At 66.8% G+C, this 22,983-nt stretch carries 22 protein-coding genes; 16 read left to right on the plus strand and 6 right to left on the minus strand.

Features of this window, described 5'->3' with window-relative positions:
• The first annotated feature begins 33 nt into the window (after nt 1–33).
• Both nucS and G6N44_RS25365 read left to right on the plus strand, forming a co-directional pair.
• Entirely contained in the window at nt 34–720 is a 687-nt protein-coding gene (gene nucS / locus G6N44_RS25360) for an endonuclease NucS (RefSeq protein WP_163668811.1), read from the plus strand.
• The gene (locus tag G6N44_RS25365) at nt 720–1,001 is read left to right on the plus strand and encodes an Rv1322 family protein (protein WP_163668813.1); all 282 of its coding nucleotides are present in this window, start codon (nt 720–722) and stop codon (nt 999–1,001) included. The genes nucS and G6N44_RS25365 overlap by 1 nt, the downstream gene beginning before the upstream one ends.
• Here G6N44_RS25365 and mce read toward each other — a convergent pair.
• On the minus strand, nt 998–1,474 hold the full coding sequence (gene mce / locus G6N44_RS25370) for a methylmalonyl-CoA epimerase (protein WP_163668815.1): 477 nt from the start codon (nt 1,472–1,474) through the stop codon (nt 998–1,000). The two genes, G6N44_RS25365 and mce, sit on opposite strands and share 4 nt — an antisense overlap.
• Before the next feature lie 83 nt (nt 1,475–1,557).
• Here mce and G6N44_RS25375 point away from each other — a divergent pair, with 83 nt between their 5' ends.
• The 3 genes from G6N44_RS25375 to G6N44_RS25385 are packed head-to-tail and all read left to right on the plus strand — an operon-like array spanning nt 1,558 to nt 4,104.
• Nucleotides 1,558–2,751 (plus strand): acetyl-CoA C-acetyltransferase, encoded by a 1,194-nt coding sequence (locus G6N44_RS25375; RefSeq protein WP_163668817.1) that lies wholly within the window; start codon nt 1,558–1,560, stop codon nt 2,749–2,751.
• 44 nt (nt 2,752–2,795) lie between these two features.
• Nucleotides 2,796–3,179: a DUF3817 domain-containing protein gene (locus tag G6N44_RS25380; protein WP_179964440.1), complete on the plus strand. Its 384-nt coding sequence runs from the start codon at nt 2,796–2,798 to the stop codon at nt 3,177–3,179.
• Between the two features lie 13 nt (nt 3,180–3,192).
• The gene (locus G6N44_RS25385) at nt 3,193–4,104 is read left to right on the plus strand and encodes a tetratricopeptide repeat protein (RefSeq protein ID WP_163668820.1); all 912 of its coding nucleotides are present in this window, start codon (nt 3,193–3,195) and stop codon (nt 4,102–4,104) included.
• 16 nt (nt 4,105–4,120) lie between these two features.
• On the opposite strand, the gene glgB is transcribed toward G6N44_RS25385, so the two are convergent.
• Nucleotides 4,121–6,328, minus strand: coding sequence for a 1,4-alpha-glucan branching protein GlgB (glgB, locus tag G6N44_RS25390; protein WP_163668822.1), 2,208 nt, complete (start codon nt 6,326–6,328; stop codon nt 4,121–4,123).
• Nucleotides 6,329–6,335: 7 nt separating this feature from the next.
• A complete protein-coding gene (locus G6N44_RS25395) occupies nt 6,336–8,390 on the minus strand; it encodes an alpha-1,4-glucan--maltose-1-phosphate maltosyltransferase (protein ID WP_163668824.1) in 2,055 nt (684 codons plus the stop codon).
• 167 nt (nt 8,391–8,557) lie between these two features.
• Between G6N44_RS25395 and G6N44_RS25400 the strand changes: the two genes are divergently transcribed.
• From G6N44_RS25400 to G6N44_RS25410, 3 genes are all read left to right on the plus strand, one after another.
• A complete protein-coding gene (locus G6N44_RS25400) occupies nt 8,558–11,179 on the plus strand; it encodes a glycosyltransferase family 1 protein (RefSeq protein ID WP_163668826.1) in 2,622 nt (873 codons plus the stop codon).
• Complete coding sequence (locus G6N44_RS25405; RefSeq protein WP_163668828.1) at nt 11,176–12,024, plus strand: Vgb family protein; 849 nt, start codon at nt 11,176–11,178, stop codon at nt 12,022–12,024. The genes G6N44_RS25400 and G6N44_RS25405 overlap by 4 nt, the downstream gene beginning before the upstream one ends.
• Before the next feature lie 77 nt (nt 12,025–12,101).
• Nucleotides 12,102–12,830 carry an MspA family porin gene (locus tag G6N44_RS25410; protein ID WP_235682872.1) on the plus strand — a complete coding sequence of 243 codons (729 nt, stop codon included), beginning with the start codon at nt 12,102–12,104 and terminating at the stop codon, nt 12,828–12,830.
• 4 nt (nt 12,831–12,834) lie between these two features.
• Here G6N44_RS25410 and G6N44_RS25415 read toward each other — a convergent pair whose 3' ends face one another.
• The 3 genes from G6N44_RS25415 to G6N44_RS25425 all read right to left on the minus strand — a co-directional run bounded on the left by G6N44_RS25415 (nt 12,835) and on the right by G6N44_RS25425 (nt 17,716).
• Nucleotides 12,835–14,277, minus strand: a complete 1,443-nt coding sequence (locus G6N44_RS25415) for a neutral zinc metallopeptidase (RefSeq protein ID WP_163668830.1) — start codon at nt 14,275–14,277, stop codon at nt 12,835–12,837.
• A 92-nt stretch (nt 14,278–14,369) separates the two neighbouring features.
• A complete protein-coding gene (locus tag G6N44_RS25420) occupies nt 14,370–16,409 on the minus strand; it encodes an ATP-dependent DNA helicase (RefSeq protein ID WP_163668832.1) in 2,040 nt (679 codons plus the stop codon).
• Entirely contained in the window at nt 16,406–17,716 is a 1,311-nt protein-coding gene (locus G6N44_RS25425; RefSeq protein WP_163668834.1) for a nicotinate phosphoribosyltransferase, read from the minus strand. The genes G6N44_RS25420 and G6N44_RS25425 overlap by 4 nt, the downstream gene beginning before the upstream one ends.
• A gap of 65 nt (nt 17,717–17,781) precedes the next feature.
• Here G6N44_RS25425 and clpS point away from each other — a divergent pair, with 65 nt between their 5' ends.
• Genes clpS through murI form a run of 8 tightly spaced genes read left to right on the plus strand, consistent with a single transcriptional unit; the run spans nt 17,782 to nt 22,953 of the window.
• On the plus strand, nt 17,782–18,096 hold the full coding sequence (gene clpS / locus G6N44_RS25430; protein ID WP_090434916.1) for an ATP-dependent Clp protease adapter ClpS: 315 nt from the start codon (nt 17,782–17,784) through the stop codon (nt 18,094–18,096).
• A 6-nt stretch (nt 18,097–18,102) separates the two neighbouring features.
• Nucleotides 18,103–18,681 carry an oxidative stress transcriptional regulator AosR gene (gene aosR, locus G6N44_RS25435; protein ID WP_163668836.1) on the plus strand — a complete coding sequence of 193 codons (579 nt, stop codon included), beginning with the start codon at nt 18,103–18,105 and terminating at the stop codon, nt 18,679–18,681.
• A 5-nt stretch (nt 18,682–18,686) separates the two neighbouring features.
• The gene (locus G6N44_RS25440; RefSeq protein ID WP_163668838.1) at nt 18,687–19,706 is read left to right on the plus strand and encodes a P1 family peptidase; all 1,020 of its coding nucleotides are present in this window, start codon (nt 18,687–18,689) and stop codon (nt 19,704–19,706) included.
• 45 nt (nt 19,707–19,751) lie between these two features.
• Nucleotides 19,752–20,132: a M67 family metallopeptidase gene (locus G6N44_RS25445; protein ID WP_179964613.1), complete on the plus strand. Its 381-nt coding sequence runs from the start codon at nt 19,752–19,754 to the stop codon at nt 20,130–20,132.
• Nucleotides 20,133–20,144: 12 nt separating this feature from the next.
• Complete coding sequence (locus G6N44_RS25450; protein WP_163668842.1) at nt 20,145–20,429, plus strand: MoaD/ThiS family protein; 285 nt, start codon at nt 20,145–20,147, stop codon at nt 20,427–20,429.
• 3 nt (nt 20,430–20,432) lie between these two features.
• A complete protein-coding gene (locus tag G6N44_RS25455) occupies nt 20,433–21,404 on the plus strand; it encodes a cysteine synthase (RefSeq protein ID WP_163668844.1) in 972 nt (323 codons plus the stop codon).
• Nucleotides 21,405–21,449: 45 nt separating this feature from the next.
• Nucleotides 21,450–22,124 (plus strand): rhomboid family intramembrane serine protease, encoded by a 675-nt coding sequence (locus tag G6N44_RS25460; RefSeq protein ID WP_163668846.1) that lies wholly within the window; start codon nt 21,450–21,452, stop codon nt 22,122–22,124.
• 4 nt (nt 22,125–22,128) lie between these two features.
• Nucleotides 22,129–22,953 carry a glutamate racemase gene (gene murI / locus G6N44_RS25465; RefSeq protein ID WP_163668847.1) on the plus strand — a complete coding sequence of 275 codons (825 nt, stop codon included), beginning with the start codon at nt 22,129–22,131 and terminating at the stop codon, nt 22,951–22,953.
• Nucleotides 22,954–22,983: the final 30 nt, after the last annotated feature.

The following is a 22,983-nucleotide window of genomic DNA, read 5'->3' on the forward strand; positions in this document are numbered from 1 at the left end:
TAGTTCGTTGCCCATGCCCTTAAGGTGGATCGGGTGCGCCTCGTGATTGCCCAGTGCACCGTCGACTATGTCGGGCGGCTGACCGCCCACCTCCCATCGGCCCGCCGGCTGCTGTTGTTCAAGTCCGACGGTTCCGTCAGTGTCCACGCCGACGACCGTGCCTATAAGCCGCTGAATTGGATGAGTCCACCCTGCTGGGTCGTCGAGTCGGCTCCGGAATCATCCGGGGACGGCGCACCTCTGCTGTGGGTGGTGGAGAACAAGGCTGGTGAGCAGCTGCGGATCACCGTCGAGGACGTCGAGCACGACTCCAGCCACGAATTGGGTGTCGATCCCGGCCTGGTCAAGGACGGCGTGGAGGCCCATCTGCAGAAACTGCTGGCCGAGCACGTCGAGTTGCTCGGCGCCGGGTACAGCCTGGTACGGCGCGAGTATCCGACCGCGATCGGTCCGGTGGACCTGATGTGCCGTGACGAGCTGGGCCGTTCGGTGGCCGTGGAGATCAAACGTCGCGGTGAGATCGACGGTGTGGAACAGCTGACCCGGTACCTCGACCTGCTCAACCGCGACACCGTGCTGGCCCCGGTGGCAGGAGTATTCGCCGCCCAGCAGATCAAACCACAGGCCCGAACGCTGGCTACTGACCGTGGAATCCGTTGCGTGACTTTGGATTATGACCAGATGCGGGGCATGGACAGCGACGAATACCGGCTGTTCTGATGCGTCGCCGGCCCCGTGAACACCGTCGGTTGGCCCCCTTGCCGCCGTCGCGTCGCGTCGAGACGGGGCCCGACGGTTACGACTACGAGGTGCGGGCGGTTGCCGCCTCGCGTGCGGTGAAGGTCTATCGGTGCCCAGGATGCGACCACGAGATTCGCGTGGCGACCGCGCACGTGGTGGTGCTGCCGGTCGATATCGGCGATGTCGAGGACCGCAGGCACTGGCACACCGCCTGCTGGGCGAATCGGGCCAACCGCGGCCCGACGAGAAAGTGGTCCTAGTGCTCTGAATCCGCGGCCGGTTCGACCAGCTCGATCAGCACGCCGCCGGCATCCTTGGGGTGGATGAAGTTGATCCGCGAATTCGCAGTGCCCTTGCGGGGGGCTTCGTAGAGCAGCCGAACTCCCTGGCTGCGCAGGCGCTCACTCAGTGCATCGATGTCACTGGTCCGGTAGGCCAGCTGCTGCAGGCCGGGGCCGCTGCGATCGATGAACTTGGCGATCGTCGACTTCTCGTTCAGCGGGGCCAGCAGCTGGATCTGGGCGCTGCCCTTGGGGGCACCACGCACCGAGAGCATGGCCTCGCGCACGCCCTGCTCTTCGTTGATCTCCTCGTGCAGGACGATCATGCCGAGGTTGTCGTGGTACCACTTGGCTGCGGCATCCAGATCGGGAACGGCGATACCGACGTGATCGATCGCCGTCACCAGCGCGGAAGCCAGTGCGGTACGGGTATCAACCTGATCGGCGGTCATAACGTAACGGTAACCTCTACCTGAGCGTTTGCGTATGTGTGATCGCCCACACAGCTCTTGGAACCAGGCTTTGGAGGTAGGAAATGACTGCGGAATCTCGCACATCGGTGATCGTTGCTGGAGCGCGTACTCCGGTTGGCAGATTGATGGGCTCACTGAAGGATTTTTCCGGCAGTGACCTGGGTGCGATCGCGATCCGCGGCGCCCTGGAGAAGGCGAAGGTGGATGCTTCGCTGGTCGATTACGTGATCATGGGCCAGGTGCTCACCGCAGGCGCCGGCCAGATGCCCGCTCGCCAGTCCGCGGTGGCCGCCGGCATCGGGTGGGACGTGCCCGCGCTGTCCATCAACAAGATGTGCCTGTCAGGCATCGACGCGATCGCGCTGGCCGACCAGCTGATCCGGGCCGGCGAGTTCGAGGTCGTCGTCGCCGGCGGGCAGGAGTCGATGAGCCAGGCCCCGCACCTGCTGCCCAAGAGCCGTGAGGGCTACAAGTACGGCGATGCGACGCTGGTCGATCACCTGGCCTATGACGGTCTGCACGACGTGTTCACCGATCAGCCGATGGGCGCGCTCACCGAGCAGCGCAATGATGACGACAAATTCACCCGCGCCGAGCAGGACGAGTTTGCTGCCCAGTCGCACCAGAAGGCCGCCGCGGCGTGGAAGGACGGGGTATACGCCGACGAGGTGGTGCCGGTGTCGATCCCGCAGCGCAAGGGCGACCCGATTGAGTTCGCCGAGGACGAGGGCATCCGGGCCAACACGACCGCCGAATCGTTGGGTGGACTCCGTCCGGCCTTCCGCAAGGACGGCACCATCACGGCCGGCTCGTCTTCGCAGATCTCTGACGGTGCGGCTGCGGTCGTGGTGATGAGCAAGGCCAAGGCACAGGAGCTGGGCCTGGACTGGCTGTGTGAGATCGGGGCCCACGGTGTGGTGGCCGGTCCGGACTCCACGCTGCAGAGCCAACCGGCCAATGCGATCAAGAAGGCGGTCGAGCGGGAGGGCATCAGCATCGATCAGCTGGACGTCCTCGAGATCAACGAGGCGTTCGCTGCAGTGTCGCTGGCCTCGACCCGGGAACTCGGCGTCGACCCGGCCAAGGTGAATGTCAACGGCGGCGCGATCGCCATCGGCCACCCGATCGGCATGTCGGGTGCCCGCATCACGCTGCATGCGGCACTGGAACTGGCCCGTAAGGGGTCCGGCTACGCGGTGGCCGCACTCTGTGGTGCCGGTGGCCAGGGTGATGCCCTGATCCTGCGTCGCCCGTAGCTACCAACGACGCTACGTAGTAGCTGGCCGCCGGTTCCGGCACAATGGCGGCCATGACACGCTCCTTCGACCTGCGCACGATCGCCGGCTGGTTCCGGCTCATCGCCCTTGCCGAGGCGGTGAGCTGGGCCGGTCTGCTGATCGGCATGTATTTCAAGTACCTGGGCACTCCGAGCACCGAGATCGGTGTGAAGGTGTTCGGTCCTATCCACGGCGGCGTATTCCTCGCGTTCGTGGTGGCCGCCGTACTGGTCGGCGTGGCCCGTAAATGGGACATCGGCACCTGGATTCTGGCGTTGCTGGCCAGCATTGTGCCGATGGGTAGTGTGATCTTCGTCATGTGGGCTGATCGGACTGCCCGTATCTCCTCGGGCGAGGTTTCGGCGTCGGTGACACAACCGGCCCGGGCTGTCCCGGAAACAACGTGACAGACTTGTCGGCGTGACTCGTCCACGACCTTCTGTCGGTCCGGCGCTGGCCGGTGCGGTTGACCTATCGGCACTCAAGCAGCGGCCCGCCGCATCGGGCGGTACGGGCCCCAGTGCAGCCGGCGGCCCGAATGCCACCGAGGTCACCGAAGTCAACTTCGAAGCCGAGGTACTGGTCCGCTCGGGCCAGGTGCCGGTGGTGGTGCTCTTGTGGTCGCCACGCAGCGAGTCCAGCGCGGCGCTGGGGGATGCCCTGGCCGGTCTGGCTGCGGCGGACAACGGCAAGTGGTCGCTGGCGCTGGTCAACGTCGACACCACTCCGCGGGTGGCGCAGATGTTCGGCATCCAGGGCGTGCCGACGGTCGTCGCCCTCGCGGGCGGACAGCCGATCGCCAGCTTCCAGGGGTCGCAACCTACCGAGGAATTGCGGCGCTGGGTCGATTCGCTGCTCGAAGCAACCGCGGGCAAGTTGACCGGATCCGGTGACGGTGATGGCGACGGTGGCGAGGAGCAGGTCGACCCCGAGTTGGCCGCGGCCCGGACCCTCCTGGACGAAGGTGACTTCGCCGCGGCATCGGCCGCATATCAGGCGATTCTCGACGCCCAGCCCAATCACGCCGAGGCCAAGGGCGCGGTGCGCCAGATCGCGTTCCTCGAACGTGCCAGTACGACGAGTCCCGACGCGATGGTCGCCGCCGACGCGGCTCCCGACGACATCGACCTCGCCCTCGCCGCTGCCGACGCCGAGGTCCTGGCCCAAGAGGTGTCGGCGGCCTTCAATCGGCTCATCGCACTGATCAAGCGCACCGCGGGCGACGACCGGACCAAGGTGCGGACCCGGCTGGTCGAGTTGTTCGACCTGTTCGACCCGGCCGACCCCGAGGTCATCGCCGGCCGTCGCAATCTGGCCAACGCGCTGTACTAGCAGTCCGAGAAAACCGTCAGGCGGGCTCGAACCACAGCATCGCCAGCGGCGGCAGCACCATGACTGCCGACGCCGGACGACCGTGCCACGGTTCGTCGGTGGCCTGCACCGTGCCCATGTTCCCGATGCCCGACCCGTTGTAGATCGTGGCGTCGGTGTTGAGCACCTCCTGCCAGTCACCGGTGTGCGGTAGACCCAGCCGGTATTCGCGGTGCTCGCCGCCGGCGAAGTTGACCACGCAGGCCAACACGGAACCGTCGGCGCCGAACCGCAGGAAGCTCAGCACGTTGTTGGCCGAGTCGTTCGCATCGATCCACGAATAGCCCTCCGGGCTGGAGTCGCGGCTCCACAGCGCGGGGCGGCGGCGGTAAATCCCGTTGAGATCGCGGACCAACCGTTGCACGCCACCGGAGAAGCCCTGCTCATCGAGCTGGAACCAATCCAGCCTGCGTTCCTCCGACCATTCGGCCCGCTGTCCGAATTCCTGACCCATGAACAGCAGTTGCTTGCCCGGGTGGGCCCACTGATAGGCCAGCAGGCTACGCAGGCCTGCGGCCTTGGCGTGGTCGTCGCCGGGCATCCGGCTCCACAGCGTGCCCTTGCCGTGCACGACCTCGTCGTGACTGATCGGTAGCACATAGTTCTCGCTGAAGGCGTACAGCATCGAGAACGTCATCTCGTGGTGGTGATAGCTGCGGTGCACCGGGTCATGGCTGACGTAGTCGAGCGTGTCGTTCATCCAGCCCATGTTCCACTTCATCGAGAAGCCAAGGCCGCCAAGGTTGGTCGGGCGGGTGACACCGGGCCAGGAGGTCGACTCCTCGGCGATGGTGACGACTCCCGGGGTCACCTTGTGCACGGTGGCGTTCATCTCCTGCAGGAACTGCACCGCCTCCAGGTTCTCCCGGCCACCGTGGATGTTCGGCGTCCAACCGCCCTCGGGGCGCGAGTAGTCGAGGTAGAGCATCGAGGCGACGGCGTCCACCCGAAGGCCGTCGATGTGATATTCCTTCAGCCAGTACAACGCGTTGGCGACCAGGAAGTTGCGTACCTCGGGTCGGCCGAAGTCGAAAACGTAGGTGCCCCAGTCGAGCTGCTCGCCGCGGCGCGGGTCGGAATGCTCGTAGAGCGGGGTGCCGTCGAAGCGGCCGAGTGCCCAGGCGTCTTTGGGGAAATGGGCCGGGACCCAGTCGACGAGCACCCCGATCCCGGCGCGGTGCAGCGCATCCACCAGGTACCGAAAGTCGTCGGGGGTTCCCAATCGGGAGGTCGGCGCGTAGTAGGACGTGACCTGGTAGCCCCACGATCCGCCGAACGGATGCTCCGCCACCGGGAGCAGTTCGACATGGGTGAAACCCTGTTCCACAACATATTCGGTGAGTTCGGTAGCCAGCTGCCGGTAGCTGAGTCCGGGACGCCAGGACATCAGGTGCACCTCGTAGGTGCTCATCGGTTCGAACACCGGGTTCTGCGCTGCGCGCCGAGCCATCCACTTGGCGTCGGTCCAGGTGTAGGAACTGGAGGTGACCCGCGATGCGGTTTGGGGCGGCACCTCGGTGGCGAATGCCATCGGGTCGGCACGATCGGCGGTGACCCCACCGGCGCCGTGGATGCGGAACTTGTACAGACCGTCGGGAGGGAATCCGGGCCAGAACAACTCCCAGACCCCCGACGAGCCCATCACCCTCATCTGCGCCTCGTTGCCGTCCCAGTGATTGAAATCACCGATGACGCTGACGCCCTTGGCGTTCGGTGCCCACACCGCGAAGGACACGCCTTCGACGACCCCGTCGGCTGTGGTGAAGCTGCGCCGATGTGCGCCGAGGATCTCCCACAGGCGTTCGTGGCGACCCTCGGCGAACAGGTGCAGGTCGAGTTCACCGAGCGTGGGCAGGAACCGGTAAGCATCGGCGGTGGTGTGGGTGAAGATCGTTTCGTCGGCGCCGGGATAGCCGATCTCCAGGCGGTAGTCGGCCAGGTCGGTGAACGGAACGGATACCGCGAAAAGCCCGGAGTCGATGTGCTGCAAGGGGAATCGGTCACCGCCGATCACCGCGACGACCTTGGTGGCATGTGGCCGGAAAGCCCGGATCACGGTCCGGCCGCTGTATTCGTGGGCGCCGAGCACCGAATGCGGATCGTGGTGCTGCCCGATCAGCAGTCGCTGGATGTCGGACGGGTCGGGCCGCAGATGTAGGTCGGTGAGGTGGTTGCTTCTCGTCATCTCGTTCTCATTCCCTGCGTAGCAAGCCCAGTCGTTGCTCATAGGGTACGAGCGGCATGTTCAACACGTGCGCCACCGCCTTGGCGGGATCGATGCGGACGTAATTCGACTGCCCCCATTGGTATTCCTCGCCGGTGATCTCGTCACGTACCCAGAACCGGTCATGTGATTCCATACCCAGCGCCTCCATGTTCAACCACAACATGGCTTCCTCAGCGCTGAACGGGTTGAGCGTGACCACCACGAGCACGGTGTCTCCGGTGATCGGGTCGAACTTGCTGTAGGCGAGCAGGGCGTCGTTGTCCACGTGGTGGAAGGTGAGGGTGCGCAGCTGGCGCAGGGCCGGGTGCAGGCGCCGGATCTCGTTGAGGCGGGACACGAAAGGCTCAAGGGAGCGCCCCTCGGCCAGTGCCGCGGCGAAGTCGCGGGGACGCAGCTCGTACTTCTCGGAGTCCAGGTACTCCTCGCTGCCCTCCCGGACGGCCCGGTGCTCGAACAGTTCGAAGCCGGAGTACATGCCCCACGACGAGCTCATGGTCGCGGCCAGTACCGCTCGGATCGCGAACATGCCCGGACCGCCGTGCTGTAGCGACGCGTGCAGGATGTCGGGCGTGTTGACCCACAGGCTGGGTCGTGCGCTGTCGGCGTTCGCGGTGATCTCGTTGCCGAACTCGGTGAGCTCCCACTTGGTGGTGCGCCAGGTGAAGTACGAGTAGGACTGGGTGAAGCCACGCTTGGCCAACCCGTAGAGGCGGGCCGGTCGGGTGAAGGCCTCGGACAGGAACAGGACGTCCGGATCCTCGTTCTTGACCTCGGCGATCAGCCAGACCCAGAAGTTCGGCGGTTTGGTGTGCGGGTTGTCGACGCGAAAGATTTTGACGCCGTGTGAGATCCAGAACCTCACGACCCTCAGCACCTCGTGGTACAGGCCAGCGGGATCGTTGTCGAAGTTGAGCGGGTAGATGTCCTGGTACTTCTTGGGTGGATTCTCCGCGTAGGCGATGGTGCCGTCGGGGAGTACGGTGAACCACTCCGGATGCGCTGTGGCCCAAGGATGGTCGGGTGCGCACTGCAGCGCCAGATCCAGGGCCACCTCGATGCCCTGCTTGCGGGCGGCGGCCACGAAGTCGTCGAAGTCGTCGATGGTGCCCAGCGCTGGGTGCACGGCGTCGTGGCCGCCCTCGTCGCTACCGATGGCCCACGGCGACCCGACATCGTCCGGCGCGGCGGTGACCGCGTTGTTGCGTCCTTTTCGGTGCACCTTGCCGATCGGGTGGACGGGCGGCAGGTAGACGATGTTGAAGCCCATGCGTGCGATCCGGGGGAGTTCCTCGGCGGCGGTGGCGAACGTGCCGTGCGCCGGGTGGCCGGCTTTGTCCCAGCCACCCGTGGACCGCGGGAACATCTCGTACCACGAGGAGAACCTGGCCAGCGGCCGGTCCACCCAGACCCCGTATTGCTCACCGCGGGTGACCAACTCGCGCAGCGGGTACTGCTCGAGCAGCTCGCCGACCTCATCGGACAACGCCGCGCCGGCGCGCCGGAACGGGTCCCCGGGAGTGCGCAGTACCGCGGCGGCCTCGATCAGCGGATCGCGCAGTTTGCGGGGAACCCCGGCCGCGGCGCGCTCCAGCAGACGCGCACCGATCAGCAGGTCGTTGGACAACTCGGCTTCGCTCTGACCGGCACCCAGCTTGGCCTCGACGGCGTGGCGCCAGGTGGCCAGCGGATCGCCCCAGCCGTCAACCCGGTACGTCCACAATCCGACGGTGTCAGGGGTGAACTGGCCATGAAAAATATCGGGAGTGTGTCCGGTGGACATCGGCAGGGTCTGCGGCTTGATGCTGATCGACACCGGCACCGTGGCGGTGTCGGCTTCGGTGGTCAGCCGTGGGTAGTCCGTCCCGAGATACCGCACCACCAGGTTGGCCGAGACCGCGTCATGGCCCTCGCGCCACACCGTGGCCCGTACCGGCACCACCTCACCGACCACGGCTTTTGCCGGGTACTGTCCGCCGAAGATCACTGGCGCGACGTCGTCAATCCCGATACGACCGGCCACCCATCCACTCCTCACGTCGTCTTCGGTCAAGCGGCTGTCTGTGTGCACTCGCCTTGTCGCGTCTCATACCCACCGTAGTGGGCTGCCCAATCTCGCGGGGGTGAAGCGCGACCTGACCACCGCGCTCACCGCTGCACGAGACGGAATTGTCAGTAAGGTTGGGTCGCGTGAAAGCCCTCAGAAGGTTCACCGTCCGCGCGCACCTTCCCGAGCGGTTGGCGGCGCTGGAACGGCTGTCGATCAATCTCCGCTGGTCCTGGCACAAGCCCACTCAGGATCTGTTTGCTGTGCTCGATTCCGAGCTGTGGCAGCAGACCAATGGCGACCCCGTGGCGTTGTTGGGTGCGGTCAGTCCGCAACGACTGGACGAACTGGCCGGCGACGAATCATTCCTGGGCCGCCTGGATGAGCTGGCCGCGGACCTGGACAAATATCTGAGCCGTCCGCTGTGGTACCAGCAGCAGCTCGACGACGGGGTCGAGATGCCGAAGGGTATCGCGTACTTCTCGATGGAGTTCGGTGTGGCCGAGGTGCTGCCCAACTATTCGGGTGGCTTGGGCATCCTGGCCGGTGACCACCTGAAATCCGCATCGGATCTGGGACTGCCGTTGATCGCGGTGGGCCTGTACTACCGCTCGGGGTACTTCCGGCAGTCCCTGACCGCCGAGGGGTGGCAGCACGAGACCTACCCGTCGCTCGACCCGCAGGGGCTGCCGTTGCGTCTGCTCAGCGACGCATCCGGAGCGCCGGTACTGGTGGAGTTGGCGTTGCCGGATGCCCGTGAGCTGCGGGCCCGGGTGTGGATTGCCCAGGTGGGCCGGATTCCGCTGCTCCTGCTCGATTCCGACGTTCCGGAGAACGAGCACGAACTGCGCGGGGTTACCGACCGGCTGTACGGCGGCGATCAGGAGCACCGGATAAGGCAGGAGATCCTGGCCGGTATCGGCGGAGTGCGGGCGATCCGCGCCTTCACCGAGATCGAAAACCTGCCTGCCCCTGAGGTTTTCCATATGAACGAGGGACACGCCGGCTTCCTCGGGGTCGAACGGATCCGCGAACTGGTCGCCGCAGGGCTGGACTTCGACACGGCGTTGACCGTGGTGCGCTCGTCGACGGTGTTCACCACGCACACCCCGGTTCCCGCCGGGATCGACCGGTTCCCGGTCGAGATGATCAGACGTTACTTCGGCAGCCCGGCCGATGAGCGCTCGCGCGAAGAGCATCAATGGAGCGGACCGCCCGACAGTCGCCTTCTTCCCGGTGTGCCGTTGGAGCGGGTGGTGGCATTCGGTGTCGAGGACGATCCGTCGAAGTTCAACATGGCGCACATGGGTCTTCGGCTGGCACAGCGGGCCAACGGGGTGTCGCTGTTGCACGGTCGGGTCAGCCGAGGCATGTTCAACGATCTGTGGCCGGGATTCGACCGCGCCGAGGTGCCGATCGGCTCGATCACCAACGGTGTGCACGCCCCGACCTGGGCAGCACCGCAGTGGTTGGCCCTGGGGCGCGAGTTGATCGGATCTGAGGCTGCCGAGCCGGCGGTGTGGGAACGCCTGCAGGAGGTCGACGCGAGTCATATGTGGCGGATCCGATCGCAGTTGCGCGAGACGTTGATCGCCGATGTGCGTGACCGCCTGCGTCGGTCCTGGCTGGAGCGTGGTGCGTCCGAGGCCGAACTAGGCTGGATCGCAACGGCTTTCGATCCGTCGGCGCTGACGGTCGGCTTTGCCCGGCGGGTGCCGACCTATAAGCGGCTGACGCTGATGCTGCGCGACCCGGAGCGGCTGGAGAAACTGCTGCTCGACGAGAAGCGGCCGGTGCAGCTGATCGTGGCCGGCAAGTCGCATCCGGCCGATGACGGTGGCAAGGCGCTCATTCAGCAGATCGTGCGGTTCGCCGACCGGCCGGAGGTGCGGCACCGGATCGCGTTCCTGCCCGACTACGACATGTCGATGGCCCGGTTCCTGTACTGGGGCTGCGATGTCTGGCTCAACAACCCGCTGCGGCCGTTGGAGGCCTGCGGTACGTCGGGGATGAAGAGTGCGCTCAACGGCGGGCTGAATCTCTCGATCAGAGACGGCTGGTGGGACGAGTTGTATGACGGCGAGAACGGGTGGGAGATCCCGACCGCCGACGGGGTGGACGACGAGTCCCGTCGCGACGACCTCGAGGCCGCCGCCCTGTATGACCTGCTCGAGCGTGCGGTCACGCCCAAGTTCTACGAGCGTGACGAGAACGGGCTGCCGACCCGCTGGGTCGAGATGGTGCGCCACACGCTGCAGGTGCTCGGGCCGAAGGTGCTTGCCTCGCGCATGGTGCGCGACTACACCGAGAAGTACTACCTGCCGGCCGCGCGGTCGTTGCGCGAGACCGTCCAATCCACCTCCGGCGAGCCGTTCGGCGCAGCCCGCGAACTGGCTGACTACCGGCGCCGCGCCCAGGACGCCTGGCCGAAGATCCAGATCACCGATGTGGACAGTTACGGCCTCCCCGATACGCCACTGTTGGGCTCGCAGCTGACACTGACGGCGACGGTGCAGTTGGCCGGACTGAGACCCGATGAAGTCACGGTGCAGGCCGTGCTGGGCCGGGTGGACTCCGGCGACGTGATCGTGGACCCGGTGACCGTGCCGATGGCGCACACCGGTTCGGCCGACGGTGGTACCGAGGTGTTCTCGACCAGCACGCCGCTGCCGGTGGCCGGGCCGGTGGGGTACACCGTCCGGGTGTTACCGCACCATCGGCTGCTGACCGCTGACAACGAGTTGGGCCTGGTGGCGCTGGCTTGAGTAACGCGCTCAAAGTTCAACTCGACGGCGGACCGTACGCGCTGGCTGCCGGAAGCGACGGGGCGATGTGGGTGACCCTGGTGCACGGTGGCGCCATCGCCCGGGTCTCGGCCACCGGCGAGGTGACCACCTACCCGGTCGGGGAATCCTCGCGTCCGTCGATCATCGCGGCCGGACCGGACGCGGCGCTGTGGTTTACCTGCGCCGGCGATGATCGCATCGGCCGGATCACCACGACGGGGGAGTTGAGTTCGTTCGAATTACCCCGGGGCAGTGCGCCGTTCGGTATCGCCGCGGGCCCCGACGACGCACTGTGGTTCACCACGATGTCATCGGGCGAGATCGTCCGGATCGGCGTCGATGGTGAGATCAGCTGCCAGACAGCGGTCGGCGGGATGCCGTCGATGATCACCAAGGGGCCCGACGATGCGTTGTGGTTCACGCTCAACGAGACCGACGCGGTGGGCCGGCTGACCGTTGACGGATCTCTCACTGTGCGTGAATTGCCCACTGCCGCAGCGGGTCCGGTCGGTATCGCGGCCACCCATGACGATGCCGTGTGGTTCACCGAGATCCGTGCGGACAAGGTCGGCAGAATCCCGGTCAACGACGCCATCCAGGAGTTGGACCTGCCGGGCAAGCCGCATGCGGTGGTCGCCGACCCGACCGACGGGGTGTGGGTCAGTCTGTGGGGTGCCGACCAGATCGCCCGGATCAGCGGCGAGGGCGAGGTGGTGACCATCGACCTGCCGCCCGGCAGCGAACCGCACGGGTTGGCGATCGGCCCCGACGGCGCCTGCTGGGTGGCGCTGGAGTGTGGATTCGTCCTGAAAATGCCCACCTGAGTGCCGGCGGGGGGCAGTGGTCGGGTAATTACATAGGCAGTCCTGTTCCCGCGGGGAACTGTAACGAGAGGCCGCTTGTGTTGATTCGTTCGTTGGGACTGCTCAGCGCCGTGTCTGTGGCGTGCGCGGCGTCGGTCGCGCCGGCGTGGGCCGATCCCGCCGTCGCTCCCGACGTCGAGATGGTTGCCGATGTAGTGCCCGCACCGGGCGAACCGGCGGCCGCCGATCTGGTTGAGTCGACCGCACCGGCCACCCTCAAGACTCCGGATGACTGGAACTTGACGGTGTCGGCCGCCGACGAGACGCAGGCCGTGGTGTCGCCTCTGACGACAGCGGTGTCCTCGCGCGAATACGTGGTCGGCGGAACCTACCGCGGTGCGATGACCGGACCCGACACCGGTGATGATCCACGCGGCACCCTGGAGGCCGGTTACCAGATCGGCTGCGGCATCGACATGAGCACGTCCAACGGCGTCTCGCTGACGGGCACCGCCGGACTCAACAGCTCGATCGGGATTCTCGGCACCGATATGATCTCGCCCTGGCCCGAGGGCATCCTGCCGGGAGTCGGTGCGAACATCGGCGGCGGCATCACGGTAGGACTCAAGCCCGGCATCATCAACCTCATCCCGGTGGCCAAGAAGGAGTTCAAGGGCGCCGAGCCGTGGGTGATGATCAGCAACTTCCGGGTGAAGATCGACGGCTGTGTGGGCGAGTCGTTCATCCGGTCCTATGCGGTGCTGACCCGCTCTACCGACGAATCCGAGGCGGTACTTGCGTGGTACGGCACTACGAAGGTGGTCTGAGCAGTCACGCGAAGCGCTTGAGGCAACGTTCCTCGTCGCCGAGGATGCCGACCCGGAACGCGTCGATGCGGGCGAACCCCGAGGGCACCGACTCGCCGTTGACGTCGCTGGCTGCCAATCCGTTGGTGAGGATGCCTGATACCGCCTCGTCGACGTCGCCCGCGGTCAGCAGGATGGTGTCGCCATTGGGCAGGGTCACGGGCTTGGTCATCTTGGCCGTGGCCACCCCGGTCAGGCAGGCGGTGCGGAGCGCCGCTTCGGCGTTGTCGAGCACCAGACCCCGGGCCTGCTGAAGGGCCAGCGCGTAACGGGAGATCAGCACCGAGAACGCGGTGTTGTCACCGCCCGCCAGGCCGCCCACTTCGACCTCGTCGGACGGTGAGGCAAGCGCTTGCATCTCGGCCAGGTCGACCACGATGGTGTTGGTGTCAGGACAGTAGGAGGCCGGGGGGCTGGGCTGCGCGCTGGGGCAGTCTGCTGCCGTCTCAGGCCGGAAGTTGAGCTGCGGGGGAATGGCCGGCTTGAAGAGGATGTTGAGCGCGTCGACCACCGAGCGGACCCAGTGCTCGGTGATGTCCAGGTCGCCGCTCTGGTCTTCGGGTAGCAGGACGGGGAGGTCGCCCCGCCGCTGGTCGATCTCCTTGACGTCGATTGCGGCACAGGCCGCGGGCCCGTCGGTGAACCCGAACTGGAAGGCCGAGATCCGCTCGAACGCCGACCCGTGCTCGTCGATCCCGACCCGGGCCTCGGCCTCGGTGAGCAGCGGATCCCGGAACCCGATCACGGCGGCCAGCAGTTTGTTGAGCCCGTCGGCCGTGCTGAGCGAGAACCGCGGGGAATTACCTTCGGCCACCCATCGCATATAGCTTCCCGCCAGACAGTCCGCCTGCTGCTCGGCGACCAATATGGGCGTGTTGCGGTTGACGAGTCCGGCATGCTGCTGGATCGCATGGCCGTACTCGTGGGCGAGCACCATGACCGCACCCATGTCGCCGTTCTGCCGGCGCAAGCTGGGCATCAGGACGCCCCGGTCCCAGCCGATGGTCTGATCCGGTTTGCAGAACGCTGCGTTGACGAGTCCGTAGGTCTCGAGCCCGCAGAACGCGTCGCCGAAACTCTCGGCGTCCCAGGAGATCAGCGCGCGCACCGGTTTGAACTCGCCTTCGAACGCCTCGGAGTAGGCGTCCGACCAGTACTGCTCAAGGTCACTGACAGCACCGGCCGCCAGATTGTCGATCGTCCCGCCGTCGCCGTTGGTGACCCGGCGCGTGGGCTTCTCGGCGTCGGGGCGCAAACCGCTCGAACCGTCGGTGGCGGGCATGCCGGCAACCGAGAAGGGATCGCTGAACACCGACACTGCCGTACCGCCCACCAGGGTTGAACAGGCCGCCAGCGGCAACACCGTGCACAGGGCAACGGCGATCCCGAACAGGGCGCGTCGGCTCATGGTTTCGCCTTCCGATGCACTCTGGCGGCCACAACCGTCCGCGCGGGTAATGCCGCACACACTAGTTAACCGAGCGAGCCAAGGTTGCGATATCAGCCCGCGCCGCGGAGCCGCTTCAGCGATTGACGTACCCGGTCGGGGTCGGTGGTGGACCAGTACGGCGGCAGCGACGAGCGCAGGTAACCGCCGTAGCGGGCAGTCGCCAACCGGGAGTCCAGGACCGCGATGACGCCGCGGTCGTCGGTGTGGCGTAGCAACCGCCCGGTGCCCTGGGCGAGCAGCAGCGCGGCATGGTTGGCGGCGATCGCCATGAAGCCGTTGCCACCGTGTGCGCTGATCGCCCGCTGCCGCGCGGTCAGCAACGGATCGTCGGGGCGGGGGAACGGAATCCGGTCGATCAGCACGAGCGACAGCGACGGCCCGGGTACGTCCACGCCCTGCCACAGCGACAGGGTGCCGAACAGCGATGTCTCCGGATCATCGGAAAACTTCTGCACCAGAGCCGAAGTGGTGTCCTCGCCCTGACACAGGACCGGGGTGGACAGCCGTCCGCGCATGACTTCGGCGGCGGCCTTGGCGGCGCGCATCGACGAGAACAGGCCAAGAGTGCGGCCACCGGCCGCGGTGATCAGTCCTTCGATCTCGTCCAGAGTCCGAGTGTCGGTGCCGTCCCGCCCGGGAGGCGGCAAATGCTTGGCAACGTAGAGGATTGCGGATTTGGCGTGGTCGAAAGGCGACCCCACGTCGAGGCCGCGCCAGCCCGGTTTAGCCGGCTCGCCTTCGCCCTCGAAGCCGCCCAGCCCCCAGTTGCGCGCCATCGCGTCGAAGTTGCCTCCGAGGGTCAGCGTCGCCGAGGTCAGTACCGCGGTGGTGTTGGCGAACAGCCTGGTGCGCAAGAGGCCCGACACCGACATCGGTGCCACCCGCAGCAGGCTGCGCCCGGGTCGGGGCGCGCCGGTGTTTCCGGCGTTCGACCCGTCGGCCTGTTCCACCCACACCACATCGACGCGGTCGGGGATGGGCGGGACGAACGAGGTGAGAATCCGGGTGGCCGTGTCGCTGACGTCGCTCAGCGCGGTGACGGCCTCGGTGCGCGCCGAGGCGGCCTGCGGGTCGCTGGGCGCGGTGTCGATCGCGGTGCGTGCCGCATTGGCCGCATCGCGCAATGCGGTCAGGTAGGTGCCCAATTCCTCGTCGAGCACGTCGATACGACCGGCGTCGAGTTCGTGCAGCAGTGAGGACAACGTCGCGGTTGCGGCCTCGAACCGTTGTGCCAGTTCGTCATCCACCAAACGGGACAACCTGCGGTGCGCCACCGCCATGGACGTCGCCGACAGTTCCGCGGTGGCCACCCCGGTCACCCGGTCGGCCAGTTCGTGAGCCTCGTCGACCACCAGCAGCTCGTACTCGGGCAGCACCGAGAAATCCGAAAGTGCGTCGATGGCCAGCAGTGCGTGATTGGTCACGACCACATCTGCCGCGGCGGCGCTTTCTCTGGCCCGCTCGGCGAAGCAGTCGGTACCGAACTGGCAGCGCGATACGCCGATGCACTCGCGTGCCGACACACTCACCTGCGACCACGACCGGTCCGGCACGCCGGGGATCACCTCGTCGCGATCGCCGGTCTCGGTGTCCGAGGACCATTCGGTCAGCCGTTGCACATCGCGGCCCATGGCGCTGACCGCCATGGGGGAGAACAGCTCGTCCTGAGGGCGGTCGGCCGGCTCCTCGCTTCCGTTGTGGATCTTGTTGAGGCACAGATAATTTCCGCGCCCCTTCAATAGTGCGAAAGTAGGCTTGCGGGGCAGGGCATCGGCCAGAGAGTTGACCAACCGAGGTAGGTCCCGGTCGACGAGCTGACGCTGCAGGGCGATGGTTGCCGTCGAGACGATCACCGGTTGCTCGGTCTGCAGCGCGCGGGCGATCGACGGCACCAGGTAGGCGAGTGATTTTCCGGTGCCGGTCCCGGCCTGCACGGCCAGGTGTTCACCGGACTCGAAGGCGTTGGCGACCGCTTCGGCCATCTGGACCTGACCGGGGCGGCCGGCACCGCCGAGCCCTTTCACGGCGATCTTGAGGAGGTTGGTCACCACATTGGCCACCTCACGGGATGGCTTGGATTTGGGCGTCATGTCTGGGGCGCCACGACTCGGGTGGGGATGGCCGGCTCGCCACGGGACAGTTTGAGACCGTCCCACGGCAGGCTGTGCAGCCCTGCGGCCACGCGTTCGCGCGCGGTGGTCAGGTCGGCGGACGGGTGGTGCCCGTCGACCGGGGTGCCGCCGGTGACCAGCGGCACCGTGAGTGGGCGTGCGGTCAGCCCCGCGGGCGCCGACGGAGCCTGGCCGCACGGGTGGACCACTTCCTCGACGATCGTGCCCGAGGACTTGGCCAGCCGCTGAGCCTGCTTGCGGCCACCATGGGATTCCTTGCGGCTGCTGCGCTTGGCCACCGGCATCCCGTCGACCTCGACGAGTTTGTAGACCATGCCCGCGGTCGGTGCGCCCGATCCGGTGACCACCGAAGTGCCGACGCCGTAGCTGTCGACGGGTTCGGCGCGCAGGGCGGCGATGGCGAACTCGTCGAGGTCACCGGAGACGACGATCTGGGTTCCGGTCGCGCTCAGGCTGTCGAGCTGCTGGCGTACCTGGCGGGCCAGCACCCCGAGATCACCCGAGTCGATGCGGACAGCGCCCAGCTGCGGGCCGGCTGCCGCGATCGCGTTGGCCACGCCGGCGGTGATGTCATAGGTGTCCACCAACAGCGTGGTGTCGATGCCGAGCGCGGCCACCTGACCGCGGAACGCGGCCTGTTCGTCGGGGCCGGCCTCAGTGGTGTGCAGCAGTGTGTAGGCGTGTGCCGCGGTGCCCAGCGCAGGCACGCCGTAGCGCTGCTGGGCGGCCAGATTGGACGAACCGGCGAACCCGGCCAGGTAGGCCGCGCGCGCTGCGGCCACGGCGGCCGACTCGTGGGTCCGTCGCGAGCCCATCTCGATCATCGGCCGGCCGTGAGCGGCGGTGGTCATCCGTGCCGCTGCCGAGGCGATCGCGGTGTCGTGGTTGAGAATTGACAGCGTCAGCGTCTCGAGTAGCACACACTCGGCGAAGGTTCCGTGGACCGAAAGGACCGGCGAACCGGGGAAATACAGCTCGCCCTCGGGGTAGCCGTCGACGTCACCGCTGAACCGGTAGCTCGCCAGGAAATCCAGTGTCTCGGAGTCGAGGAACGTGGAGAGTGTGGTCAAATCCTCGGGGGAGAAGCTGAACTGCGCCAACGCTTCCACAAACCGTCCGGTGCCGGCGACCACGCCGTACCGGCGCCCTTCGGGCAGTCGGCGGGCGAAGACTTCGAATGTGGTGCGGCGGTGCGCCGTGCCGTCGCGCAGCGCGGCCGCGAGCATCGTCAGCTCGTACTTGTCGGTGAGCATCGCGACGGTCACACCAGCAACCGTAGCTGTTCACAGCTGCTTCAATATCGCGGCTCCCCTGCCGGTATTGTGGGCCCATGGTTACACCGGCGAAGGCCCGACCGGGGACCCGCGAGGAGCGCAGCGTCGAGGCAGCGCCACGGGAAGATACCGCCACCGAAAGCCCGTGGGTGACCATCGTCTGGGACGATCCGGTCAACCTGATGAACTACGTCACCTACGTGTTCCAGAAGCTGTTCGGGTACAGCGAGCCGCACGCCACCAAATTGATGCTGCAGGTGCACAACGAGGGCAAGGCCGTGGTGTCGGCGGGCAGCCGCGAGTCGATGGAAACCGATGTGTCCAAACTGCACGCCGCGGGGCTGTGGGCCACCATGCAACAGGACCGTTGATCGACTGTGCGCAAATGGAAACGGGTCGAGACCGCCGACGGTCTGCGGTATCGCTCGGCATTGGAGACCCACGAGGCCGCGTTGCTGTCGAGCCTGGGCATCTCGATGCTGGGGATGCTCGACGAACGCGGATCATCAGGGCCCACAGACGAACTCGAGATGATCACCGGTATGAAGACGGGCAATCCGCAGCCGCCGGAGGACGTCACGATGAAGCGTCTGCTCCCCGATTTCTACCGGCCGCAGACTGAGCATCCCGCCGGGTCGGGCACCGCCGAGAGCCTCAACAGCGCGCTGCGCGGACTGCACGAGCCGGCCATCATCGACGCAAAACGTGAAGCGACTCAACGCTTGTTGGACACCATTCCGAACGGCGGCGGGAAGTTCGAGCTGACCGAGGACGATGCCGAGGCGTGGGCCGCCGCAGTCAACGACATCCGGTTGGCGCTGGGCACCATGCTCGACGTCGGCGCGCAGGGGCCCGAGCAGTTGCCGGCCGAGCACCCGATGGCCGGGCACGTCGACGTCTACCAGTGGCTGACCGTGCTGCAGGAGTACCTCGTCCTGGGCCTGATGGGGAGATAAACCTGATGGGTTCGATCACCGACGTCGGCGGCATCCTGGTCGGCCACCATCACCGCATCGACCCCGATGTGTCGCTGGGCTCGGGATGGGCATCGGGCTCGACGGTCGTGCTGGCACCGCCGGGCACCGTCGGTGCCGTCGACGGACGCGGCGGTGCCCCGGGCACCCGTGAGACCGACCTGCTCGACCCGATCAACACGGTGCGCCACGTCGACGCCGTGGTGCTGACCGGCGGCAGCGCCTACGGACTGGCCGCCGCCGACGGCGTGATGACCTGGTTGGAGGAGCAGGGCCGCGGAGTGGCGATGGACGGTGGCGTGGTGCCGATCGTGCCCGCCGCGGTGATCTTCGATCTACCGGTCGGCGGCTGGGCGAACCGTCCGACCGCCGAATTCGGTTATGCAGCGGCCCAGGCAGCGTCCACCGAGTTCGCGCTCGGCACCGTCGGCGGTGGGGTCGGCGCGCGGGCCGGGGTGCTCAAGGGTGGCGTCGGCACCGCCTCGGTGACGCTGGATTGCGGGGTGACCGTGGGTGCGCTGGTCGTGCTCAACGCCGCCGGTGACGTGGTCGATCCGGCCACCGGTCTGCCTTGGATGACTCGGCTGACGGCGCAATTCGGGCTGACGGCCCCGCCTGCCGACCAACTCGCCGCCTACGCCGATCTCCACACCGAATTGAGTCCGCTGAACACCACCATCGCGGTGGTGGCCACCGATGCGGCGCTGAGCCCCGCCGGTTGCCGCCGGGTGGCCGTCGCCGCGCATGACGGGCTGGCCCGGACCATCCAGCCGTGTCACACCCCGATCGATGGCGATACGGTGTTTGCGCTGGCGACCGGCGCGGTGACCGTCGATCCGGACGACAAGACCCCGGTGGCGATGTCGCCGGAGACGGCCTTGGTGACCAGGGTGGGGGCCGCCGCGGCCGATGTGCTGGCCCGCGCCGTGCTGGTCGGGCTGCTGGCCGCTGAGCCGGTGGCCGGAATACCGACCTACCGTGGCATGTTGCCCGGAGCGTTCGAATGAAGGAGAGCTGACGTGCTGGTGATCCGCCGGGATCTCGTCGAGGCCATGGTGGCGCATGCCCGCGCCGATCATCCGGACGAGGCGTGTGGGGTGATCACCGGGCCGGAGGGCTCCGATCGGCCCGAGCGCTTCATCGCGATGGCCAATGCCGAGCGTTCGCCGACCTTTTACCGGTTCGATTCGGGCGAACAGCTCAAGGTGTGGCGCGCGATGGACGCAGCCGACGAAGTACCCGTCGTCATCTACCACTCGCACACCGCGACCGAGGCCTACCCGAGCCGCACTGACGTCTCGTTGGCCCAAGAACCCGATGCGCACTACGTGCTGGTGTCCACCCGGGACCCCGACGAGCATGAACTGCGTAGCTATCGCATCACCGACGGCGTCGTCACCGAGGAACCCGTCGACATCGTCGAGCAGTACTAGAAAGGCTTTGACATGACCGAGTCCAAATCCGTCACCGTTTCGATCCCGACCATCCTGCGTCCCCACACCGACGGGCAGAAGCGCGTCAGCGCCTCCGGCGACACCCTGCAGGCGGTGATTGCCGACCTCGAGGCCAACTACTCAGGAATCTCCGACCGGTTGGTGGACAACGGCAAGCTGCACCGCTTCGTCAACATCTACGTCAACGACGAGGACGTGCGGTTCTCCGGCGGATTGGACACCACCATCGCCGACGGCGACTCGGTGACGATCCTGCCTGCGGTGGCAGGCGGATAGCCGATGGCACGGTACGACTCACTGCTGCAGGCCCTCGGCAACACCCCGTTGGTCGGGCTGCAGCACCTGTCGCCTCGGTGGGAGGAAAACCAGGACGGGCCGCACGTGCGGTTGTGGGCCAAACTCGAGGACCGCAACCCCACCGGGTCGATCAAAGACCGGCCCGCGCTCCGCATGATCGAGCAGGCCGAGCGTGACGGGCTGCTGAGCCCGGGCGCCACGATCTTGGAGCCCACCAGCGGCAACACCGGGATCTCGCTGGCGATGGCCGCGATGCTCAAGGGCTACAACATGATCTGCGTGATGCCCGAGAACACCTCCGTCGAGCGGCGTCAGATCCTGGAACTCTACGGCGCGAGAATCATCTACAGCGCGGCCGAGGGCGGGTCCAATACCGCCGTCGCGACCGCGAAAGAGCTTGCGGCCGAAAATCCTTCGTGGGTGATGCTGTACCAGTACGGCAACCCGGCCAACACCGACGCGCACTATTACGGCACCGGTCCCGAGCTGCTGGCCGACCTGCCCGAGATCACGCATTTCGTCGCCGGGCTCGGTACCACCGGCACGCTCATGGGTACCGGCCGTTTCCTGCGCGAGCACGTGCCCGGTGTACAGATCGTGGCCGCAGAACCGCGCTACGGCGAGGGCGTGTACGCGCTGCGCAACATCGACGAAGGATTCATCCCCGAGCTATATGACCCCGAGGTGCTGACCACGCGGTTCTCGGTGGGCTCCTACGACGCGGTCAAACGCACCCGTGATCTCGTCACCCGCGAAGGCATTTTCGCGGGCATCTCGACCGGTGCGGTGCTGCACGCCGCGCTGGGGATGGGGGCCAAGGCGATCAAGGCCGGCGAGCGCGCCGACATCGCCTTCGTGGTCGCCGACGCCGGTTGGAAGTATCTGTCGACCGGTGCCTACGCCGGTAGCCTGGATGACGCAGAGGATGCGTTGGAAGGACAGCTATGGGCATGAGCGGGCAGGAATGACACCCAGCGAGAAGCCGGAGGCGGATCGCGCATGACACAGCCGGGTCTACCTGCGTCCAGCGCACCGAAAAAACCGCCGGCATGGATGGTCGGCGGTGTGACGATCATCAGTTTCGTCGTACTGCTGTACGTGATCGAGTTCGTCGACACCACCATGGGCCACCGGCTCGACCAGGACGGCATCCGGCCGCTGCAGACGGATGGTTTGTGGGGCATCCTCTGGGCGCCGCTGCTGCACGGTGGGTGGCCGCATCTGATCGCCAACACCGTTCCGCTGATCGTCCTGGGTTTTCTCATGACGCTGGCCGGGATGGGACGGTTCATCGCTGCGACCGCGATCATCTGGATTCTCGGCGGCATCGGCACCTGGCTCATCGGCAATATCGGCCTGCACTGTCCCTACGTGTCGGTGCAGTGCACGAGTACCCACATCGGAGCGTCGGGCCTGATCTTCGGCTGGCTGGCGTTCCTGATCGTGTTCGGATTCTTCACCCGCAAGGCGTGGGAGATCGTGGTCGGTGTCGTCGTCCTGTTCGTCTACGGCGGCGTGCTGTTCGGGGTGCTGCCAGGTAATGCGGGGGTGTCCTGGCAGGGGCACCTGTGCGGGGCCATCGCCGGTGTGGTGGCGGCTTACCTGTTGTCCGGACCGGAACGCAAGGCTCGGGAAGCACGGAAGAGTTCCGTCCAACCGCGTCTGAGTGCATGAACATATGAGCGACCCACTCGCACCCGTCGGCATCTTCGACTCCGGCGTCGGTGGTCTGACCGTGGCCCGGGCGATCATCGACCAACTGCCCGACGAGGACATCATCTACGTCGGCGACACCGGCAACGGACCGTACGGTCCGCTGACCATTCCCGAGATCCGGGCGCACTCGTTGGCCATCGGTGACGACCTCGTGGCCCGCGGCGTCAAGGCGCTGGTGATCGCATGCAACACCGCGTCGTCGGCGTCCCTGCGCGACGCGCGCGAACGCTACTCACCGGTGCCGGTGGTCGAGGTGATCCTGCCCGCGGTGCGGCGCGCGGTGGCCGCCACCCGCAACGGACGCATCGGGGTGATCGGCACCGCCGCGACCATCGCCTCGGGCGCCTATCAGGATGCGTTCGCCGCAGCACGCGACACCGAGGTGTTCGGGGTGGCCTGCCCGCGGTTCGTCGACTTCGTGGAGCGCGGGGTCACCAGTGGACGTCAGGTGCTGGGTCTGGCCGAGGGCTACCTGGAGCCACTGCAGCGCGCCGAGGTGGACACCCTGGTGCTGGGGTGCACGCACTATCCGATGCTGTCCGGGCTCATCCAGCTGGCCATGGGCGACAACGTCACGTTGGTGTCCTCGGCCGAGGAGACCGCCAAGGACCTGCTGCGGGTGCTCACCGAGCTTGATTTGCTCAAACCGCACGAATCCGGTCCGGCCCAACGGGTGTTCGAGGCCACCGGAGATCCCGAGGCGTTCACCACGCTCGCCACCCGATTCCTGGGGCCGGGGCTGGACGGTGCGCGACAGGTCCGGCGTCACGTGGGAGCCGGAAAATGATCTCCATCGCCCAAACCGGCGATGTCTTGG

The organism is Mycolicibacterium alvei (assembly GCF_010727325.1).
GTDB classification, from domain to species: domain Bacteria; phylum Actinomycetota; class Actinomycetes; order Mycobacteriales; family Mycobacteriaceae; genus Mycobacterium; species Mycobacterium alvei.

Coding starts and splice junctions, on each gene's coding strand:
- G6N44_RS25365 (WP_163668813.1), top strand. CDS start 720: ATGCGTCGCCGGCCCCGTGAACACCGTCGGTTGGCCCCCTTGCCGCCG.
- mce (WP_163668815.1), bottom strand. CDS start 1,474: ATGACCGCCGATCAGGTTGATACCCGTACCGCACTGGCTTCCGCGCTG.
- G6N44_RS25375 (WP_163668817.1), top strand. CDS start 1,558: ATGACTGCGGAATCTCGCACATCGGTGATCGTTGCTGGAGCGCGTACT.
- G6N44_RS25380 (WP_179964440.1), top strand. CDS start 2,796: ATGGCGGCCATGACACGCTCCTTCGACCTGCGCACGATCGCCGGCTGG.
- glgB (WP_163668822.1), bottom strand. CDS start 6,328: ATGACGAGAAGCAACCACCTCACCGACCTACATCTGCGGCCCGACCCG.
- G6N44_RS25415 (WP_163668830.1), bottom strand. CDS start 14,277: ATGAGCCGACGCGCCCTGTTCGGGATCGCCGTTGCCCTGTGCACGGTG.
- G6N44_RS25420 (WP_163668832.1), bottom strand. CDS start 16,409: ATGACGCCCAAATCCAAGCCATCCCGTGAGGTGGCCAATGTGGTGACC.
- clpS (WP_090434916.1), top strand. CDS start 17,782: ATGGTTACACCGGCGAAGGCCCGACCGGGGACCCGCGAGGAGCGCAGC.
- G6N44_RS25440 (WP_163668838.1), top strand. CDS start 18,687: ATGGGTTCGATCACCGACGTCGGCGGCATCCTGGTCGGCCACCATCAC.
- G6N44_RS25445 (WP_179964613.1), top strand. CDS start 19,752: ATGGTGGCGCATGCCCGCGCCGATCATCCGGACGAGGCGTGTGGGGTG.
- G6N44_RS25450 (WP_163668842.1), top strand. CDS start 20,145: ATGACCGAGTCCAAATCCGTCACCGTTTCGATCCCGACCATCCTGCGT.
- G6N44_RS25455 (WP_163668844.1), top strand. CDS start 20,433: ATGGCACGGTACGACTCACTGCTGCAGGCCCTCGGCAACACCCCGTTG.
- G6N44_RS25460 (WP_163668846.1), top strand. CDS start 21,450: ATGACACAGCCGGGTCTACCTGCGTCCAGCGCACCGAAAAAACCGCCG.
- murI (WP_163668847.1), top strand. CDS start 22,129: ATGAGCGACCCACTCGCACCCGTCGGCATCTTCGACTCCGGCGTCGGT.